The sequence below is a fragment of the Mesorhizobium sp. M0437 genome (assembly GCF_040321335.1).
In the GTDB taxonomy this organism is placed as follows: Bacteria; Pseudomonadota; Alphaproteobacteria; order Rhizobiales; family Rhizobiaceae; genus Mesorhizobium.
This window is the reverse complement of the sequence record NZ_JAMYRK010000018.1, coordinates 1-19570: the sequence shown is the minus strand read 5'-3', so window position 1 is coordinate 19570 and position 19570 is coordinate 1. Positions and strand designations below refer to the sequence as shown.

General features: G+C 64.3%; 21 protein-coding genes. 10 read left to right on the top strand and 11 right to left on the bottom strand.

Translation table 11 applies throughout. The features are described 5' to 3' along the window. Position 1: 1 nt before the first annotated feature. The 5 genes from NKI72_RS13825 to NKI72_RS13805 all read right to left on the bottom strand — a co-directional run bounded on the left by NKI72_RS13825 (position 2) and on the right by NKI72_RS13805 (position 4296). A complete protein-coding gene (locus NKI72_RS13825) occupies positions 2–1789 on the bottom strand; it encodes a bifunctional alpha/beta hydrolase/class I SAM-dependent methyltransferase (RefSeq protein ID WP_352850224.1) in 1788 nt (595 codons plus the stop codon). 26 nt (positions 1790–1815) lie between these two features. Further along, positions 1816–2418, bottom strand: coding sequence for a CDP-alcohol phosphatidyltransferase family protein (locus NKI72_RS13820; protein ID WP_352850222.1), 603 nt, complete (start codon positions 2416–2418; stop codon positions 1816–1818). A gap of 109 nt (positions 2419–2527) precedes the next feature. Next, the gene (locus tag NKI72_RS13815; RefSeq protein WP_352775650.1) at positions 2528–3205 is read right to left on the bottom strand and encodes a hypothetical protein; all 678 of its coding nucleotides are present in this window, start codon (positions 3203–3205) and stop codon (positions 2528–2530) included. Positions 3206–3268: 63 nt separating this feature from the next. Continuing rightward, positions 3269–3790, bottom strand: a complete 522-nt coding sequence (locus NKI72_RS13810; RefSeq protein WP_352541166.1) for an Hsp20/alpha crystallin family protein — start codon at positions 3788–3790, stop codon at positions 3269–3271. A gap of 29 nt (positions 3791–3819) precedes the next feature. Continuing rightward, complete coding sequence (locus NKI72_RS13805) at positions 3820–4296, bottom strand: Hsp20 family protein (RefSeq protein WP_352834163.1); 477 nt, start codon at positions 4294–4296, stop codon at positions 3820–3822. 345 nt (positions 4297–4641) lie between these two features. On the opposite strand from NKI72_RS13805, the gene NKI72_RS13800 reads away from it, so the two are divergent. After that, positions 4642–4854: a hypothetical protein gene (locus NKI72_RS13800; protein ID WP_245274651.1), complete on the top strand. Its 213-nt coding sequence runs from the start codon at positions 4642–4644 to the stop codon at positions 4852–4854. Positions 4855–4991: 137 nt separating this feature from the next. Beyond that, positions 4992–5255: a DUF982 domain-containing protein gene (locus tag NKI72_RS13795; RefSeq protein ID WP_352501214.1), complete on the top strand. Its 264-nt coding sequence runs from the start codon at positions 4992–4994 to the stop codon at positions 5253–5255. Between the two features lie 114 nt (positions 5256–5369). Here NKI72_RS13795 and NKI72_RS13790 read toward each other — a convergent pair whose 3' ends face one another. Then, positions 5370–5639, bottom strand: a complete 270-nt coding sequence (locus NKI72_RS13790) for an usg protein (RefSeq protein ID WP_352457304.1) — start codon at positions 5637–5639, stop codon at positions 5370–5372. A 339-nt stretch (positions 5640–5978) separates the two neighbouring features. On the opposite strand from NKI72_RS13790, the gene NKI72_RS13785 reads away from it, so the two are divergent. From NKI72_RS13785 to NKI72_RS35455, 4 genes are all read left to right on the top strand, one after another. Further along, positions 5979–6293 (top strand): co-chaperone GroES, encoded by a 315-nt coding sequence (locus tag NKI72_RS13785; RefSeq protein WP_352457303.1) that lies wholly within the window; start codon positions 5979–5981, stop codon positions 6291–6293. 57 nt (positions 6294–6350) lie between these two features. Further along, on the top strand, positions 6351–7982 hold the full coding sequence (gene groL, locus NKI72_RS13780) for a chaperonin GroEL (protein ID WP_352472117.1): 1632 nt from the start codon (positions 6351–6353) through the stop codon (positions 7980–7982). Between the two features lie 103 nt (positions 7983–8085). Further along, positions 8086–8301: a hypothetical protein gene (locus NKI72_RS13775; RefSeq protein WP_254819654.1), complete on the top strand. Its 216-nt coding sequence runs from the start codon at positions 8086–8088 to the stop codon at positions 8299–8301. Next, a complete protein-coding gene (locus NKI72_RS35455) occupies positions 8298–8927 on the top strand; it encodes a DUF982 domain-containing protein (protein ID WP_502898586.1) in 630 nt (209 codons plus the stop codon). The genes NKI72_RS13775 and NKI72_RS35455 overlap by 4 nt, the downstream gene beginning before the upstream one ends. A gap of 207 nt (positions 8928–9134) precedes the next feature. On the opposite strand, the gene NKI72_RS13765 is transcribed toward NKI72_RS35455, so the two are convergent. The 5 genes from NKI72_RS13765 to NKI72_RS13745 form a co-directional block, all read right to left on the bottom strand. After that, a complete protein-coding gene (locus NKI72_RS13765) occupies positions 9135–9632 on the bottom strand; it encodes a GNAT family N-acetyltransferase (protein WP_352834166.1) in 498 nt (165 codons plus the stop codon). 90 nt (positions 9633–9722) lie between these two features. Further along, entirely contained in the window at positions 9723–10091 is a 369-nt protein-coding gene (locus tag NKI72_RS13760) for an endonuclease domain-containing protein (protein WP_352834169.1), read from the bottom strand. 241 nt (positions 10092–10332) lie between these two features. Further along, complete coding sequence (locus NKI72_RS13755; protein WP_352834172.1) at positions 10333–11349, bottom strand: ABC transporter permease; 1017 nt, start codon at positions 11347–11349, stop codon at positions 10333–10335. Beyond that, entirely contained in the window at positions 11346–12914 is a 1569-nt protein-coding gene (locus NKI72_RS13750) for a sugar ABC transporter ATP-binding protein (RefSeq protein ID WP_352850220.1), read from the bottom strand. Before NKI72_RS13750 ends, NKI72_RS13755 begins: the two co-directional genes overlap by 4 nt. Before the next feature lie 230 nt (positions 12915–13144). Continuing rightward, positions 13145–14095 carry a substrate-binding domain-containing protein gene (locus NKI72_RS13745; protein WP_352472200.1) on the bottom strand — a complete coding sequence of 317 codons (951 nt, stop codon included), beginning with the start codon at positions 14093–14095 and terminating at the stop codon, positions 13145–13147. A gap of 317 nt (positions 14096–14412) precedes the next feature. On the opposite strand from NKI72_RS13745, the gene NKI72_RS13740 reads away from it, so the two are divergent. From NKI72_RS13740 to NKI72_RS13725, 4 genes are all read left to right on the top strand, one after another. Further along, complete coding sequence (locus tag NKI72_RS13740) at positions 14413–14637, top strand: hypothetical protein (RefSeq protein ID WP_352472112.1); 225 nt, start codon at positions 14413–14415, stop codon at positions 14635–14637. A gap of 87 nt (positions 14638–14724) precedes the next feature. Next, a complete protein-coding gene (ligD, locus tag NKI72_RS13735; protein ID WP_352834178.1) occupies positions 14725–17223 on the top strand; it encodes a DNA ligase D in 2499 nt (832 codons plus the stop codon). Between the two features lie 217 nt (positions 17224–17440). Further along, a complete protein-coding gene (ku, locus tag NKI72_RS13730) occupies positions 17441–18355 on the top strand; it encodes a non-homologous end joining protein Ku (RefSeq protein WP_352834181.1) in 915 nt (304 codons plus the stop codon). Continuing rightward, positions 18352–19446, top strand: coding sequence for a tetratricopeptide repeat protein (locus NKI72_RS13725; RefSeq protein WP_352820026.1), 1095 nt, complete (start codon positions 18352–18354; stop codon positions 19444–19446). The genes ku and NKI72_RS13725 overlap by 4 nt, the downstream gene beginning before the upstream one ends. The last annotated feature ends 124 nt before the right edge of the window (positions 19447–19570 follow it).

Below are 19570 nucleotides of genomic sequence, written 5' to 3'. Positions count from 1 at the left end.
CTCAGACGCGCCGCGCGACCGAAACGGTGAAGATGCCCCACTGGTCGATGCGCTGGTCGAGCTTCTCGAAGCCGGCGGCCGCCACCAGCTGGTCCATCTCGGCCTGCGTGCGGCGGCGCATCACCCAGGCCTGGCCGCCGCGGTGCGAGGTCAGGCTGCGCGCGATCATCTCGAGCTGCGGATGCCAGGGCTGGTTGGTGTAGACCAGCAGGCTTCCGGGCTGCATGGCGCTGGCCAGTCCACCGAGCGAGCGGGCGATCATGGCATTATCGGAAAACAATTCGTAGAGCCCCGAGACGATGGCGAGATCCGGCGCCGGGTCGAGCCCGGCCAGCAGCGTGGCGTCGAAGGCGTCACTTCGATGGAACGAGACGGTCGCCGGCAGATGGCGCTCGGCGATCAGCTTGCGGCCGAGCGAGACGTTGAGCTCGGAGAAATCCTGCAGCCGCACGCTTGCCGGCGGCGCGGCGCCTTTCTGCACGGCATCGAGCACATAGCGGCCATGGCCGGCGGCGATATCGACGATATGGACCGGCCGACCGGCGGCCTTCAGCGTCTCAACGGCGCTGCCTATCAGCTCCTCCAGATGCAGCTTGCGCTGGCGGATGCCGCGCCAGCCGATGGCATCGAGAAAGGTGCGGTCGATCATGCGGCCGATGGGGCTGATGCCGCGCGCCTCGTTCTCATAGACATAGTCGAGCGTCGAGCCGGAATCGAAGCCGGTGGCAATCCCCGTCTTCATGCCGGACGACAGCCAGGCGCCCATGCGGATCGAGGCGCGGCTCATTGCCCAGTAGAGCCCCCTGGGAGACAGCAGCGGCAGCGGCGAGGCCAGCCGGTCGGCCTCGTCGCGTGTGTAGCCGGCGCGGTCGGCCCAGGTCAGGTCGACCGGCTCTTCCGGCGCCGCGAACTGCTTTTCGAGGAAGGGCCTGATCAGGTCGAGTGCCTTGTGGCGGTCGCGCTCGCCCAGCGTGTCGTGGAAAAAGCCGGGCAGCACGTGCCGCTTCTTGGCCGGGCTCGCCAGATTGACGAAGAATTCGTGCTGCGGTCCATGGCGCACCACCCAGTCGCTGCCGGAGATCAGAAGCTGTGTCGGCACGGTGATGGCGCGGGCATCGGCGACGATGCGCGCGGCATGATCGTAGAGCTCGACCAGGATGTTGGAGGCGATCGGCCGGGTGATCAGCGGGTCGGCGTCGAAGGAGGCGATGCGCTCGGGATCATGCGTCAGGAATTTCGCCTTGACGTAGGAATTGACGAAGAAGCGGCCCTTCAGCTTCTGCCACAACGCAATGCCTTGCTTGGCGAAGGGCACGTAGAGCTTGACCGAGAAGGCCGGCGAGGCCAGCACCAGGGCGCGAATGTCGGGCGCGTAATCATGCACCCAGGCGGCGGCAAGCACGGCGCCGAAGGATTGCGCGATCAGCGCGATATCGCGCCGGGCAAAGCCGTCGCTGCCGATCTCGCGCACAAAACACTCGATGTCGCGCACCAGTGCCGCAAACGATGGCGCATAGCCGCGTTCGCCGGCGGAGCGGCCATTGCCGCGCGCGTCCCAGGCATAGAAGGCGTGGTCGGGCATCTGCAGCTCGTCGACCAGATGCGCCATGCGGCCGCCATGCTCGTGGCCGCGATGGAACAGCAGGATGGCACCCTTGCGGTTTTCCGACAGCGCCGGCCAATAGCGATAGAAGACCTCGGTGCCGTCATGGCTCTTGAAGCTGCGCTCCTGCGCCACCCGCTCGATATTGGCTGAAGCCACTGCGGCAACCGTCTGTTGGTGAAGCATGTTGTTCTCCCTGGCGAGACCGGAATTCAGCTGCTGCTCCCGTTAAGGCCGCTGCGTATCCGGTTGATGGCGGTCGCCAGCGAGAGTGTAGCCATGGCCGGAAACACGAGCGGCGTGAGCGCTGGGACCCACAGGCCGGACGCGATAAGCACGGCGAGGATGCCAAGCGCCAGCGCCCGGTCGCTTTTGCCGAACGGGCCGGCATAGTTGCGCCCGGTTCCGGCGGCGATGCCGAGCACGCCGGCGAACTCCGTGATCATAGCCGCGATCGCGAATGCAACGAGGCCCCAGGCAGGAAAAATGACGGCAAAGGCCAGGATCAAAGCGAGATCGGAGACGACATCACAAAGCTCGTTGAGATACATGCCGAGCTTCGAGGCCTGGCCATGTTCCCTTGCGAGCATGCCGTCGATCGCATTCAGCGCCATTCGCGCAAACAGCACGAGCGGCATCAGCAGAAAGACCGCGCGATGGCCTGCAAGGACTGCCACCGCAAGGCCGGCGGCGAGCGAGAGGGCAGCGGCCAGCAGTGTGATCTGGTTGGCGGTGACGCCGGCCCTGGCCAGGCCATCGGCAAGCGGCCGCAGCCTGGCCTGGAAGGCCGGTTTCAGCGCATAAAGCGTCGGCATGTGCGAACCCCCCGGCCGCGGTGCAAATGATGTTGGCGAGGATGGTCAATTGGCGCGCAAGACGCAAGGGCGGCGCCCTGCCACTTTTCGACATCCGGATATGTCGGCGCTAGCTTTCCCTGCCATTGTCGCCCGGGAACCGTGCGGGCAAGCTTTCTTCGGCCGCCGCCCAGGCGCGACTATGATAGCGCCGCAGGATGAGAATGCATGTCGCGAAGACCGCCAGCCCGCAAATCACGCCGGGCGACATGCCCCCGCCGAAAGCGGACTTAACAACGATGCCGGTGAAGACGCCGGCAATGGCGCCGTTGATCGTGCCCACCATCCCCGCGGTGGTCATGAAATATTGCAGCGGCGAGGGTCTGAGGCCCTTGTCGACCAGCACCGCCGAGGGGTCGTCATGCGTGGAATTGACAAGGTATCTTTGCAGGACCGGCGCCAGTTCGACGAAATAGTGGCGGATCCTGGCCATGCCGCGGGCATGCACCATGTCCTCGATGGCAACCTGCACCGCGCGCACAAAGGTGACCAGTCCGATGAAGAAAAGGCAAGGCAGCAAGATCAGGCTGAACAACACGAACGGCCTGCCCATCTCCGTGACCTGCGCGACGAAGGACAAGGCAATCGTTGCGCTTGAGACCGAGGTCAGGAACAGATCGGCTCTCTGGTTCGCTTCCTGAATGGTCGCGGCGCGAGCGTTTTGCAGCACGAAATGCTCGGTCGTCAGGCACTGCAGGGCGTGCTGCGCCTGGTCAGGCGGAACCGGAGCGTCGGGAGAACGGGTCATCGACATTTGCCCGCTTCTGCCCGCCGGAACCGACAGGCAGAAGGGACGTCGTCCTACGAGCCGTCAGGACTTGCCGTCGCCGCCGGTGATGGCGATACGCTTGGCCTTTGCCTGGGCGCGCTCCGTCTTGGGCAGCGTCACGCTGAGCACACCGTTCCGGAACGCGGCGTTCACCTTGTCTTCGTCGACTTCGTAGCCGAGCGGGATACGCCGCTCGAAACGGCCATAGAAGCGTTCGGAGAACTGCCTGTCCTTGTCCTCGGTCTCTTCGCGCTTCTCGCCGCGCAGCGTCAGCACACCGTCATCGAGCAGCAACTCGACGTCTTTCTCGTCCATGCCGGGGATCTCGGCGGTGACGCGGATCTCCTTTTCGCTATCGGAGATTTCGACACTCGGCCAGCTGGCGCGGGCAGCGGAGAAGCCACCGAGCGACGGCAGCCTCGTGTCGAAGCCGCGGAACGCCTCGTCGAACAGGCGGTTCATTTCGCGATGCAGCGTCAGGAAGGGATCGCCGTCGCCGTTGCGGAACAGGCTGGGGGGCTGATTGTTCTCCCGGCCCCACGGAATGAGATCACGAATAGCCATTGCATAGTCTCCTTTCTCGACTGGTGCATTCAGGCAGCCTGCTTGTTTGCTTCGCCCTGCGCGACCTTCGACCCGATCTTCGGCGAGGCGACATCGGTCGCGATGGCGATGCGCCGAGGCTTCATCTCCTCTGGCACCTCACGTACCAGATCGATGCTGAGCAGGCCGTTGTCGAGCGAGGCGCCTGCGACCTTGACGTGATCGGCAAGCTCGAAACGGCGGGTAAAGGGCCGTGTGGCGAGGCCATGATGCAGATACTCCGCGTTGTCCGGCTCCTTGTGCTGGCCGGAGACAATGAGGAGGTTGGGTTCATGAGTGATTTCGAGGTCGTCCTCGGAAAACCCGGCTACGGCGATGGTGACGCGGTAGTTGTTCTCGCCGCTGCGCGCGATGTCATAGGGCGGCCAGGCGTCGAAGGCCTGCGGAGCATTTTCCAGCAGGTTGAAGACGCGGTCGAAGCCGATGCTCGACCGATAGAGCGGGGAAAAGTCGAATGCGGTTCTCATAGCTACATCCTCCATCGAGCAACATAGATACGAGGGGCGCCAAAGAGCTGGCGCTCCCTGGTTCCGCCGGCCCCATTTCGGCGACCGGTGCCTTCGATCTGGTTATTGTCCGCCGCAAGTCAAGACCCCGGTGGCTCTCGCGTTGCCGGTTTTTGGGCCGGTTTTCGGTCGGTTCGGCGGGGCTGCCAATCTCGCCACAAGTGGGGAGATGTCCGGCACGAGATTGCCTGTCTGGTTTCAATTGCCAACGCTGACTTCCCCGGCCGGTTATTGTCTGCAGCAGGTCAAGACCCAGATTTCTTGTGTTGCCGGGCCCGTTCCCGGCACTCGCAGATGGAGCTGACCATGACACGCGACGAGATCATTTCTGTGCTGGGCCCGGTCGACGAAGCCGTGATCGCCGACATTGCGGCGACGGACGGGACGGTCCAGGAATTGCGCGAGGCCCTGGCCTGGATCGCCGCCGACGAGGCGCTGGTGAACGAGGGCCGACCGCTGCCGACGGCAAGGGTAGCGACGCTGATCGAACTGCTGCAAGGGCCGGACGAGGAGGAATAACCGGCTGTTGCCGCGATGCTCTTGAACCGCGCAAAGGGACGAACCATGTCCTTCAGCGGCGCCGGCCGGCCGCCGGTGCCGCCAGCGTAACGTTGCTTGCTCAAACAAGAAGACGATCAGAAAACAAGGAGGAAGTGATGGACGACGTCCGCTTCGCCGAGCCGATCACGTTGAAATTCCAATCGAGCGAGCGCAAGGTCGCCAGCAGTTGGGAAGCCATCGAATGCATGCGCCAGCAGTGGCCGGACCGTGCACGCGGCCGGAGCTGGCGCGCCGCCTATCGGACCTGCCGCGACGCGCTCGACGGCTGGCGCACCGCGCGTGATGCGCGCAAGGCCTTCGTCAGGGCGGCGCGCAAGGCTGGATTGCTCGCCCGCAAGCCTGTCGACCACGCCGGCTAGTCCGGACGCCCTCCGATATTGTGAGATCCAAAACAAGTGGGGGAGAGTCAGCTACCTCTTTCCCCCGCTTCGGAGGCACTTTGTTTGCTGTCTGGCGGCAGATCGGCTTGCTCCTCAGTGGACGGTGATAATGCCGTTTACGGCCCGCCATTCGGACGGTTGGATCAGACGGTGATGAGCCACGCGCACCGAATGTAGCGGGCCTTCGATCTCGCGCTCCCAGAAATCGAGGAAATGCTTCAGCGTCGGGAAATCAGGGGCGATATCGTATTCCTGCCAGATATAGAGCTGAAGCAGGCTTCGATGATCGGGCAGACGGTAGTGGATCTCCGCCGTGGTGAGGCCAAACCCTTGCATCTGGAGCTGAAAGTCCCTGCTGGTCATGCAATCCTTCCTTTCCCAATGAACCTCGGTCTGCAAAACGCCTCGCCTTCCACATAGGTTCCAGCCGCCGGCAAGCGGCTCAGGAGACGGACAGATTTGGAAATCCGGCCGGGTCATCGCGCCGGAAACGGCGAATGTGCGAACAATTACAGCGTATTGGCACTCTCAGGTGTCGAGTGCTAAAATTTTTGCATGATCCTCTTGAAAGCTGAAAAAAGCGCGACTAGTTCGTATGCGCGCGATGCCTGAAGAAGAGATCGCGCACCCCGTGCCGGGCCGATATTGCCGGTCCGGTCAGGAGGATGTTCGAAAATCTGTTTGTCCCGAGAGGAGAACGACATGGCGTTCCGTCCATTGCATGACCGCATCCTGGTCCGCCGCATCGAGGTCGACGAAAAGACCGCGGGCGGCATCATCATCCCCGACACCGCCAAGGAGAAGCCGCAGGAGGGCGAGGTCATTGCCGCCGGTCCGGGCGCGCGCGACGACAGCGGCCAATTGCAGCCGCTCGACGTCAAGGTCGGCGACCGCATTTTGTTCGGCAAATGGTCCGGCACCGAGATCAAGCTCAATGGCGAGGATCTGCTCATCATGAAAGAGAGCGACGTGCTGGGCGTGATCGAAGCCACGGGCGAGATGAAGAAGGCTGCCTGAGCGGGGCCTGAACAAGCATTCCAGTCAACGAAAAGCTGCCTATCGAGGAGTGTTCCAATGGCTGCCAAAGATGTGAAATTTCATACCGAAGCCCGCGAGAAGATGTTACGCGGTGTCGATATGCTTGCCAATGCGGTGAAGGTGACGCTTGGTCCCAAGGGCCGCAACGTTGTCTTCGACAAATCGTTCGGCGCGCCGCGCATCACCAAGGACGGCGTGACGGTGGCAAAAGAGATCGAGCTCGAGGACAAGTTCGAGAACATGGGCGCTCAGATGGTCCGCGAAGTTGCTTCGAAGACCAGCGACACCGCAGGCGATGGCACCACGACCGCGACGATTCTTGCTCAGGCCATTGTCAGGGAAGGGGCCAAGGCGGTCGCTGCCGGCATGAACCCGATGGATTTGAAGCGCGGCATCGACAAGGCGGTCGACGCCGTGGTCGCCGACCTGAAATCCAATGCCCGCAAGGTGACCAGGAACGACGAAATCGCTCAGGTCGGCGCCATCTCTGCCAATGGCGATGCCGAGATCGGCCGCTTCCTCGCAGAGGCGATGGAAAAGGTTGGCAATGAGGGTGTCATCACTGTCGAGGAAGCGAAGACCGCTGAGACCGAGTTGGAAGTGGTCGAAGGCATGCAGTTCGACCGTGGCTACCTCTCGCCCTATTTCATCACCAATCAGGATAAGATGCGCGTCGAACTCGAAGAACCCTATGTGCTGATCCACGAGAAGAAGCTGTCCAACCTGCAGGCCATGCTTCCTGTGCTCGAAGCCGCCGTGCAATCCGGCAAGCCGCTGTTGATCATCGCCGAGGACGTCGAGGGCGAGGCGCTGGCGACGCTGGTCGTCAACAAGCTGCGCGGCGGCCTGAAGGTCGCGGCCGTCAAGGCACCGGGCTTCGGCGATCGCCGCAAGGCCATGCTGGAGGATATTGCCATCCTGACCGGCGGCACGGCGATCTCGGAGGACCTCGGCATCAAGCTCGAGAACGTCACACTGGAGATGCTCGGCCGCGCCAAGAAGGTGCTGATCGAGAAGGAGAACACCACCATCGTCGACGGCGCCGGCCGCAAGGATGAAATCCATGCGCGCATCAGCCAGATCAAGGCGCAGATCGAGGAAACCACCTCCGACTACGACCGCGAAAAGCTGCAGGAGCGGTTGGCCAAGCTCGCCGGCGGCGTCGCCGTCATCCGTGTCGGCGGCTCGACCGAGATCGAGGTCAAGGAGCGCAAGGATCGCGTCGACGACGCCATGCACGCCACACGCGCGGCGGTTGAGGAGGGCATCCTGCCCGGCGGCGGCGTGGCGCTGTTGAGAGCGGCGAAGGCGCTCGATAATGTCGTCGTCGACAATCCCGATCAGAAGACCGGTGTCGACATCGTGCGTCGCGCCATCGAAGCGCCGGTGCGCCAGATCGCCGAGAATGCCGGCGCCGAAGGTTCGATCATCGTCGGCAAGCTGCGCGAGACGGGCGAGTTCGGCTATGGCTGGAACGCGCAGACCAACGAGTTCGGCGACCTCTACAGTCAAGGCGTCATCGACCCGGCCAAGGTCGTGCGCACTGCCCTGCAGGGTGCCGCCTCTGTTGCCGGCCTGCTGGTGACGACCGAGGCGATGGTGGCCGAGAAGCCGAAGAAGGAAGCTGCCGCGCCGGCCATGCCCGGCGGTGGCGGCATGGACTTCTAAGGCCAGGCTTCCAAAGCGCGACTTCGAAACGGCAGATGGACCGTGTCCGCCAAAAGCGGGCACGGTCTTGCCGGTCCGGGACTAATGCTGAGCAGGTGTTGCCATGGATATGATGGACAGTTTTGGAAAGATCGCGGCGCCGACCCGCCCGAAAAACGATTTCAACTATGAAGCCGACTGCAGGGCGGCGCTGGCGCCTTTGGTCGACGGCTTGCTGGATATGGCCGAGTCGGCCGGCTGGGACCGCCGCAAGGCGGCCTACACGCTGATGTTTCTGTCGGCTCAACGCGTGGGGGCCGGCACGGAGGAGCGCAAATGATCGCGGCGCGGATGCGCGAATGCCTGCGCCTGCTGCGTTGGTCGGAAACCGATTTCGCCGAAGAGGCGGGATACCCGCTCGCCAAGGCAAAGGCGTGGCTCTACGGGCGCGAACATCCGCCGCTGGGCGTGGCGGCCTGGCTCGAGGCGCTGGTCAAGGTGCATCGGCTGCTGCCGCGGCCGGGCATGCAAGCCGTATTGCATTCGCCGATCGACGCCGTCCTGCAGGCGGATCGAAGCGCCCGCGCGGTTGAGTTCCGCAAGGAGCCGATTGAGCCAGGAAAGGAGAGTGTCATCGATCGTGCTTCGTTCGACAAGCCGGTTACCATCCTCACCGGCCTCGGTACGCCGACGAAGATAGAAAGCGCGGCTGAGGCTTATGCACTTTTGGCTGAGTGGCCGGCAACGAGCCGGACGGCCGCGCATGACATCGCCGCAAAAGCGTGCCGTGCAGCACTGGAAGGAGAGATCGACGCCGAGACGGCGCGCGCCACCTTCGTTGCCTTCGCCCGCCGCAACGGCCTGCTTGCGCCGCAGACGAACGGGATGGTTGCCGGCGAGAGCGTTGCTGGCGCGACGGTTGCCGATTGGGCAACGCGCGCACAGCGCGTCAACGCCCCAGCCTGAGCGGTTGGAGAAGTCGCCAATCTCCCCCCTTGAGGGTCCCTTGAGGGGGAGATGTCGCCGAAGGCGACAGAGGGGGTCGGTACGTCCTGGCGCGACGCCATGTTGGACGAAAGAGAAAGTTGGCGCCTCACGCGCGGCTACCCCCTCTGGCCTGCCGGCCATCTCCCCCTCGAGGGGGGAGATTACGCGCTCAGCCGCTTTCGCCTACTAAGCCATCGGTAGCAGCCGGCGCATGATCAGCGAGGCATGGCCGCCCACCCCGTGTGCAGCCGGCCGGCGCTCGACGACCTCGAAGCCGTGCGTGCGATAGAAGGCGATTGCGCGGTCGTTGCCCCCGATCACTTCCAGGGCGATGCTGGGAATACCCGCATGCGCGGCAAGAACGGCATGCAGCAGGTCGGCGGCAAGGCCGGTGCCGTACTCGCTTTTGTCTATATGGAGCCGCTCGAGCATGACCTCGCCTTTGTCGTCCATCGCGGCCATCGCATAACCGGCGAGCGAGCCGTCAGCCCGCTCAGCGACGAAGGACATCTTGCTGTCGTCCCTGAGCTCGGCCGCCAACCGCTCCGGCGCGTGCCTCTCATCCGACAGCCGAGCCGTGGTCTCGGCACCCAGGATCGGCGAATAGGTGTGTCGCCAGGACCCTCCAAGCAGCCGCGACACCGCCGGAACGTCCTGTTCGGTCATGGTTCTTATTTGGGTCATTGGCACCTCGCCTCAGAAACCTGCCCCTTTTGAGCGGAGATGTCCGGCAAGACAGAGAGGTGCTGTCCCGCCGGCCCTGCACGGCTGAGTTCAGCGCACATCCGCGCCGGCCACCATGACTATGTGCTGGCAGACATTGTCGATATCGCGAATGACGTCGTCGTTCCAGAACCGCAGGATAGTCCAGCCCAGCGCTTCAAGCCGTGCGCTTCTGGTAGCGTCCGATATTGAGGCATCGGCCCGGGCATGCTGGGAGCCATCCAGTTCGACAATCAGCTTTTTGTCCGGGCAGGCAAAATCGACAATATGGCCTGCAATTGGCATCTGCCGCCGAAATGCCAGCCCCATGAGTCGATGCGCCCTGACCTCATTCCAGAGCTTCAGCTCGGCATCCGTCATGGCCTTGCGCATCTTGTGCGCATTGCCGCGGTTACGGGGAGGTACGGGATAGTGATTCACTACTTCTATTCCTCAGCGCGAACCTTGCCCATCTTCTCTATGCTGCGCTTGAACACCCCCCTCTGTCCTGCCGGACATCTCCCCCTCAAGGGGGGAGATTGGCAGCTTCGCCGAAAATTCTCCCTTCTTTAGAGATTGGCGAAAGCTGGAGCGACGTCCAATCTCCCCCCTTGAGGGGGAGATGGCCGGCAGGACAGAGGGGGGTGCTGACCCGCCGACCTGGATAGGCATGGCACCTGTATCACCGCCTTACCCGCGATTTCAGCCAGCGGTCGAAGGCCACGGCGAGGATGAGGATCAGGCCGATGACGATGCTTTGCGTGTAGGACGAGACGTTGTTGAACTGCAGCCCGTTCTGCAAGACGCCGATCAGTCCTGCACCGACCACCGTGCCGCCGACGCTGCCGATGCCGCCGAACAGCGAGGTGCCGCCGATGACGACCGCCGAGATCACCGTCAGCTCGTAGCCGATGCCGGCGACGGCTTCGGAGGAGTTGAGCCGCGCCGACAAAACGAAGGCGGCAAGGCCGGCGAAGAAGCCGACGATGATGTAGACCGAGATCAGGATGCGGTCGACACGCAGGCCGGAGAGTCGTGCCGCCTCGGCATTGCCGCCGACGGCATAGACCGCGCGGCCGTAACGTGTGTAGCGCAGCACGATATGGCAAAGGATCGCGGCAATCGCGAAGATGATCGCCGGCACCGGAACCGGGCCGATCAGGCCGGTACCGAACCAGCGCATCGAGGCGTCGAAGCCGGAGATCGGGCCGCCATTGGAAATCGTCAAGGTCAGGCCGCGAAACACGGTGAGGCCGCCAAGCGTGACGACGAAGGGCGGCACTTTCAGCCTGGTGATGGCAAAGCCCTGGACGCCGCCGGCCATGGCACCGACGACGACGGCGGCGAGAAGGGCGGCGAACCAGCCATAGCCCTGCGTGCCCGTTGTCGACAGCGACAGCGTGTTGGCGGTGCCGCCCTTGGCCACCACCGCCGCGACCATGCCGCAGAAGGCGAGCAGCGAGCCGACCGACAGGTCGATCCCGGCGGTGAGGATGACGAAGGTCATGCCGAGCGCGATCAGGCCGGTGATCGAGATCTGGCGCATGATGTTGAACAGGTTGATCGGGTCGATGAAGCTCGGCTTCAGCACGGTGAAGACGACGATCAGCAACGCCAGGAACATCAGTGGGCCGAAACTCATCAGCAGCCGCGCAATATTGACACCGCCGCGCTGGCTCCGTTCGGTCGTGCTGGTCATTGCGTTGCTTCCTGCTTCTGGTCGAGCGCCATCAGTTCCATCAATTTCTCCTCGGTCGCCTCGACGCCGGGCATCTCGCCGGTAATGCGCCCGCGCCGCATGGTGACGATCCTGTCCGACACCGCAAGCACTTCGGGCAGCTCGGACGAGATCATCATGATGGCGATGCCGCGCGCGGCGAGCTCCACCAGGATCTGGTGCACTTCCGCCTTGGCGCCGACATCGACGCCGCGCGTCGGTTCATCGACGATCAGTACCTTGGGATCGCGCGCCAGCCAGCGGGCAAGGATCACCTTCTGCTGGTTGCCGCCGGACAGGCCCTCGATCGCCTGCTCGGGCGAAGCCATGCGGATCGACAGCATCTTCCTGTAGTTCGCCAGCGCCTCGCGTTCGCGCCGCTCGGCCATGAAGCCGACACTGGAGTAGCGGTCGAGCGCGGCGATCGAGAAATTGGTGAGGATGGCGAGTGCTGCGAAGATTGCCTGGTGCTTGCGGTCCTCCGGCACCAGGCCGATGCCGAGCTCGATGGCGTCGGCGGGTGAGGCGGGCGCGATCGGCTTGCCGTCGAGCGTGATGGTGCCGGCGGCAATGCGGTCGGCGCCGAAGATGGCGCGGGCGAGCTCGGTGGGGCCGGAGCCGACGAGCCCGGCGACGCCGAGGATTTCGCCCGCCTTGAGGTCGAGATCGACGCCTTCGAGCACGATGGCGTGCGGCGCCTGCGGATCGCGCACCGTGCGCAGGCCGCGCACCGAGAGCCGGACGTCGCCGGCGACGTCGCGCTGCGTCGGCCTGGCATAGAGCTCGGAAGCGGCGCGGCCGACCATCTTCTCGATGATCTTCGGCAGTTTGATCGGCCCGCCTTCGCGGTCGAGATGGCCGGCCAGCCTGCCGTCGCGCAGCACCGTCATGCGGTCGCAGATCGCCGAGGCCTCCTCCAGCCGGTGGGTGACGAACATGATGGCGACGCCATCCTTGCGCAGCCGGTCCATGATCGACATCAGCCTGTGCACTTCGGTTTCGGTCAGCGCCGAGGTCGGCTCGTCCATGATGATCAAGCGGCTCTTCAGCGACAGCGCGCGGGCGATCTCGACCAGCTGCTGCTCGGCCACCGACAGCGCCGACACCGGCGTCGCCGGGTCGAGGTCGAGGCCGACGCGAGCGATGATCGCGCGCGAATCTTCCTCCATCTTCCGCCAGCTGACCAGCCCGAACCGGCCGAGCGGCGCGCGACCGATGAAGATATTCTCCGCCACGGTCAGCGTCGGGATCAGGCTCAGTTCCTGGTAGATTGTTACGATGCCGTGGCGCTTGGCATCCTGCGGATTGTGCGGGCTGAATTCGACCCCATCGAAGACGATGCGGCCGCTGGACGGCGGCATCACGCCGGACAGGATCTTGAGCAGCGTCGATTTGCCGGCTCCGTTCTCGCCGAGCAGGCCGAGAATCTCGCCGGGGCGGACTTCGAGCGAAACGTCGTTCAGCGCGGTGACGCCGGCAAAGCGCTTGGTCACGCCCTCGACGGTGAGCAGGGCGGGAGAGGGCGCGATGGCGGCTGCCTTGGGCAAAGTTTGCTCCTGGATTGCGATTGTCGGCGGGACAGCGCCCCCCTCTGTCCTGCCTGACATCTCCCCCACGAGGGGGGAGATTGGATGTCTTTCGCCAACCTTCCTGCGTTGCAGAAAAGGCGCCATCGGCGAAGCTTCCGATCTCCCCCCAAGTGGGGGAGATGCCCGGCAGGGCAGAGGGGGGGCGCGACAGAATGCTACTTTTGCCGCTGCGCGCCCTTTGTGCAACCTTACTTCGTCTCGCCCAGCCTCTCCGCCTTGTCGAGATTGTCCTTGCCGATGACGATCGGCGTCAAAAGCACCAGCTTTTCCTTCGGCTCGGTCTTGTCCCTGGCATAGGCGACCGCGATCTGCACCGCAGTGCGCGATTGTTCGCCGGGGAATTGCTCGACCGTTCCGGCCAGCTTGCCGTCGCGCACTGCGACCAGCGCTTCGGGAAGCGCGTCGAAGCCGTAGATCTTGACGTCGGTGAAGTTGCGCGCCGCGCAGGCTTCAACCGCGCCAAGCGCCATGTCGTCATTGGCGCAGATGATCGCGTCGGGCTTGCCGTTGGCGGCAAGGCCGGCCTCGGTGACGGACAGCGCCTCGGCGCGGGCGAAGTTGGCGGTCTGCTCGAAGATGATCTGGTACTTGTCCTTCATCGGATCGAGGACGTTGTGCACACCCTTGTTGCGGTCGATCGCCGGGCCGGCACCGGGCTGGCCCTGCAGATGGAAGATCTTGGCGCCGTTCGGGAATGCCGCCACCATGGCCTTCGCTTCGGCCTCGCCGCCCTTGACGTTGTCCGCGCCGACATGGGCAAGGATGCCCTCGACGCCTTCGACACGGCGGTCGATGGTGACGACGGGAACGCCGGCCTTGACCGCTTCCTCGATGGCTGGGGCCAGCGCATTGACGTCGAGCGGCGAGATGACGATGGCGTTGACCTTCTGCACGAGCGCCGCTTCGATATCGGCGGTCTGCTTGGGCGCCGAGTTCTGGCCGTCGCTTTCGACCAGGTTGACGCCCTGGGCCTGGGCTTCCGCCTTGATCTGGTTCAGCATGTGCACGAAGAACGGAAAGCCGAGGCTCGGCACCGAACCCAGGATGGTCAGCTTGTCCTGGGCAAAAGCCAGTTGCGGAGCGGCCAGCGCCAAAGCGCCCATCGCCGCGGTCGACAGCAGGAATTCACGTCTGTTGATCAATTTAGTCTCCTCCCAGATGAGCGCACGACCCCGAAACCGGAATGGGTTTTCCGGAAGGTTCCTTGCGTCGATTCAAAAATGGAGTGTCCTTCGAGCGCCCAACTCGTGTTTGAAGGGACGCAACGGCGCTCCAGCCGGTCCACCGCGACGTTCTCCTCCGCTCGGTGCCTGCCGGCGGATGCTAGCCAAGGCCGGAGCTTTGCGCAAGAACGCGCTACCGCGCGCGGCTCGCAGCGACCGCCAAATTGACAGCCGACACGCTCTCGGCCATCCTTAAGGCACGCCGCCTTGCGGCTTGTGCGTGAGTAACCAGCATGGCCAGTTCCGTCGCCAGTCAGAAATCCAAGCGCGCCGCGGTGCGGAACGCGCTCGACCGCCACAAGGTGTACATCACCGCGCAGCGTTTTTCGGCCGGCAGCTACAGCGCGCGGGTGCTGGTCAACGGCGAGGCCTATTGGGTCGACGAATTCCGGCTCAGCCAGCTGCAGCAGGGCCTGTCGCCGGCCGAGCTCGAATTGACGCCGGCCACCGACGATTGAGCGGCATGACGCCGACCTGCCGCATGCTGACAAAATGATTCAAGACATGCGCATCAAGCCGTTGTTTTTGCGCAAGAGCATGTGGCCGTGACCGCCCCGCCAAAGCTCAAGGCCTATCGCGCCAAGCGCGAGTTCACGAGGACGCCGGAACCCGCCGGCGGGCTGGTTGCCGGGGAAGGCAACCGCTTCGTCGTTCACAAGCACCACGCCACCGCCGACCACTACGACCTTCGCCTGCAGGTCGGCGACGTGCTGAAGAGCTGGGCGGTGCCGCGCGGCCCGTCGCTCAACCCCGCCGACAAACGGCTGGCGGTCGAGACCGAGGACCATCCGCTCGAGTATATCGACTTCGAAGGTGTCATTCCCGAAGGCGAATATGGCGGCGGGCCGATGATCGTCTGGGACACCGGCGTCTGGGCGCCGATGGACGATGTCGAGAAGAGCCTGCGCACCGGTTCCTTCAAGTTCCGCCTCGCCGGCGAAAAGCTGAATGGCGGCTGGATGCTGACGCGGCTGAAACCGAAGCCCGGCGAGGATGCGGGCAAGAAGAACTGGCTGCTGTTCAAGGAGCGCGATCTCGCCGCCGACGCCAAGCTCGACATACTGGAAGCCCGGCCGGAAAGCGTCAAATCCGGACGCCGCATCGAGGAACTGGCGGCAACGCCGAAGCCGGCCGCCAAGCCTGCCAGGCCGGTGGTGCTGAAGCCAGGTGCTTTGCCGGGCGCCGTCAAGGCGCCGCTGCCCACCCGCATCGAGCCGCAACTGGCGACGCAGGTTTCGAAACCGCCGGGCGGCGATGACCCAGCGGCCCGAACGGGCGAAGTCTGGCTGCACGAGATCAAATTCGATGGCTACCGCACCATGGCGCATCTCGCTAACGGCGCAGTCAGGCTGATCACCCGCGCCGGCCTCGACTGGACGAAGCGCTATGGCGACCTGCCCCTTGCCTTCGCCAGGCTGCCGTGCCGCGAGGCGATCATCGACGGCGAGGTCGTCGCGCTCGACGCCAAGGGCATCAGCCGCTTTGCCCTTTTGCAGAATGCGCTGGCCGAAGGCGCCGGCAACAAGCTCCACTTCTACGCCTTCGATCTTCTGTATCTCGACGGCTGGGACCTGAGACAAGCGCCGCTCCGCCGGCGCAAGGCGCTGCTTTCGCAATTGCTGTCCGGTCTCGGCGCCAATTCGGCCATCCAGCTCAGCGATCATGTCGAAGGAGACGGCCAGGCACTTTATGACCAGGCGTCCGAGATGGGGCTCGAGGGTGTCGTCTCCAAGCGCGCCACGGCAATCTACCAGAGCGGCCGTACCAAGACCTGGACCAAGACCAAGGCGCTTCAGACCGGCGACTTCGTCATCGCCGGCTACACAGTCTCCGATGCGGCCGAGGGGCTGGCCGCACTCGGCCTCGGCGAATTCGAGGATGGCGAATTGCACTATCGCGGCAAGGTCGGCACCGGCTTCGACGCCGCCACCGCCGGCGAGTTGCTGGCGCGGCTGGAGCCGTTGCGCGCCGGGGCGTCCGCGCCGGAAGGCGTTCCGCGCGAAATCATGCGCGAGATGAAATGGGTGCGGCCGCTGCTTTCGGCGCACATCCACTACGCCAACCGGACCACCGACAATGCGCTGCGCCATGCCGTGTTCCGCGGCCTGCGCGACGTCGGCCTGTCGACGCCGGTTTCGGCCAAGCGCAAGCGGCTGATCGCCGAGGCCGACCTCGCCACCATCTGGGTGACCAACCCGACGCGACGGCTGTTCGGCAAGACCGGCCCGACCAAGCTCGACATTGCCGTCTATTATGCGCTGGTCGGCGATTTCATGCTGCCGCACATTCTCGGCCGGCCGGTGTCGCTGGTGCGCTGCCCGACCGGCAGGCCGCAGGACTGTTTCTTCCAGCGCCACGCCTTCACCGGCATGCCGTCATCCGTGGCGACTTTCGAAGCGACCAATTCGGAGGGCGAGACCAAATCCTATCTCTCGGTGGAAGACGCCAAGGGCTATCTGGCGCTGGCGCAGTTCGGTGTCGTCGAGTTCCACACCTGGGGCACCCATCGCACGCGGCTCGACAAGCCGGACCTGATCGTTTTCGACCTCGACCCGGGCGAGGGGATCGCCTGGCGCGAGGTGGTTGAGGCGGCGGTGCACATTAAGGGCGAGCTGGAAGCGCTAGGGCTGGTGCCGTTCGCCAAGACGTCCGGCGGCCACGGCATCCACGTATCAGTGCCGGTGACGCAAAAGCAGAACTGGAAGAAACTGCACCAGGCGACCAGCGCCATCTCGACGCATCTTGCCGCCACCGCGCCCGACACTTTCACCACCACCATGGGCAAGGATAACCGCAAGCGGCGCATCTTCATCGATTATCACCGCAATGCGCGCGGCCACACCTCGGCGGCTCCCTATTCGCTGCGCGCCCGCACCAATTTGCCGGCCTCGACGCCGGTGAGCTGGAGCGACCTGGCGACCATCGACGCCCCGCAGGATCTGAATTATTCGTCATTGCCGGGCCTGCTGGCGACGTCAGGCGACCCTTGGGCCGACATGGAAGATTTCGCCCGGGATTTGCCGGTGATAGGCACCGCGAGGTAGTCGTGCCGGCGCGGCCCCAGACTCCATCGACGCTCCGGAAAATTTGAATTATTCTTCGCCACGGACCTCTTACCTGCAGGGGCTCCGGCGGAGGAAGATTTCGCTAGGGATTTGCCGGCATTGTAAGGGCAATGTAGGATTTCGGCAGCCGCATTCGTCCTCGGGACGAATGAACGCTGCGAACAGTTCGACAGCACAAGGCCGCGTAGGAGTATTCATGGCGCCCAGGGCAAGTTGGAAAGGTTACCTCAAGCTCAGTCTGGTCAGCTGTCCGGTCCGGCTCTATCCGGCGACGAGCGCGAGTGAACGCATCAGCTTCAACCAGCTGCACAAGAAGACGCACAACCGCATCAACATGAAGCCGGTCGACCCCGAGCTCGGGCTGGTCGAGCGTTCGGACCTGGTCAAGGGCTACGAATACGAGGACAAGCAGTACATCATCATCGAGGACTCCGATCTCGATGCGGTGCGCATCGAATCCAACCATACGATGAACATCGAGGCTTTTGTCGACGAGCATTCGGTCGACGTCATCTATCAGGACGCGCCCTATTACCTGGCGCCGGACGGCGCAATGGCCGAGGAGACCTTCGCCGTGCTGCGCGAAGCCATGCGCAAATCCGGCAAGCTGGCGATCGCCCGCCTGGTGCTGTCCAGCCGCGAGCGCGTGGTGACGATCGGCCCGCGCGAGAACGGCATGTTCGTCTGCACCTTGAGGAATCCGAACGAAGTGCGTGGCACGGCTGAGTATTTCGGCAATATCCCGGCCGGAAACCCCGATCCCGAAATGCTGCAATTGGCCGAGGCGCTGATCAAGCAAAAGGAAACCACCTTCGATCCGAAGAATTACGAGGACCGCTACGAGATCGCGCTGATGGCGATGATCCGCGAGAAGCTGAAGGGCCATAAGCCGATCATCGCGGCGGCCCCCGAGCGCGGCAATGTCATCAATCTCATGGATGCGCTGAAGGCGAGCCTGTCGCAATCGGCCAAACCGCCGGCCAAGTCGAAGAGCAAGGCCGATGAAACGGCCAAGCCCGCGGCGAAATCCGCCAAGGCCGGCGCTGGCGCGGCCAAGGAAAACCCGCTCAAGGCGAACCTTCTCAAAGCCGTCGGCAAGAGCAAGGCGTGACGGCTCTCGCCGGCACGGTCTTCGGCATCGTCGGCGCGCTGGCGGCCTTTCCGCTCAGGCTGGCGGCGCGCGAGGTCGAGCGCCAGCACGGCCAGTTGCGGCGCGGCGTCACTCGGCGCACCACACATGTCGTGTTGGGCCGCAAGTTGCTCGCCAAAGCCGGCGATGGCGAGATCGAGCGTCGGGCTGCTGCGGAGCGCGCGGCCGGGCGCAAGCTGGTCAGCGAGAACGGCTTCCTGCGCCTGCTCGGATTGATGAAGGCGCCGGAGGCTTCTGCGCTGTCGCGGCAGTCGCTGATCGACCAGTCGCGGCTGACCGGCGAGGATCTCGACCTTTTGTCGCTGTTCGATGCCTTCGAGCATGATTGCGAACCGTATTCCTTTCGCGACCTGATCCTCGCCCGCAAATATGCCGGGCTGGTTGCCGGCGGCGCCTCGTGGGGGGCGATTGCGCGCTCGGTGCACCGCTCAGGCCCGGTCGCCTCGCTCACCGCCAAGTCGCTCGCCGTCGGCTCGCAGCACGGGCGGGCCGATGCGATCTATCTCGAAGGCGGCCAGAGCGAACTCGACGGCCAGCTGCTGTTCGATCTGGGAACGCAGGATGACGACACGCTGGAAGAGCTGTTCGCCGATGCCGAGGCGGCGGAAGGGGCTGAAGAGCACGAGCAGGCGGCGGCGCTCTACCAGCGCTGCCTGGCCATCGACCCAAGCGATGCCATCGCCGCCTTCAACCGCGCCAACTGCCTGCGCGCCGCCGGCCAGGCGGCCGAGGCGGCGCACGACTATGCCCGCGCCATAAAGCTCGATCCCGGCTTCGTCGAGGCCTGGTTCAATCTCGCCGGGCTGATGAGCGAGGAGGGGCGGGTAGCCTCGGCGCGCCGCCATTTGCTCAAGGCGATCGCATTGGACGCTGATTATGCCGATGCGGTATTCAACCTTGCGAGGCTGGAGTTCGACGCCGGCAATCTCGCCGAGGCGCGGCGTCGCTGGGTGCGCTATCTCGAGCTCGACGCCAATTCCGAATGGGCGCGCACGGCCGCGCGGGGCATCCAGTTTGTCGATTTGCAGCTGGCGCGGATGTCGGCAGGGTGAGGTAGTAGCGCCTCCTTCTCCCCTTGTGAGATCTTTGCACAGAAGCCGATCAGTGATTCTGTTGTGAGGTTGGAGCAGGGAGATTCGCGATGGTGGATCGTGTTCTGGGTCAGTTGAGTCTGGC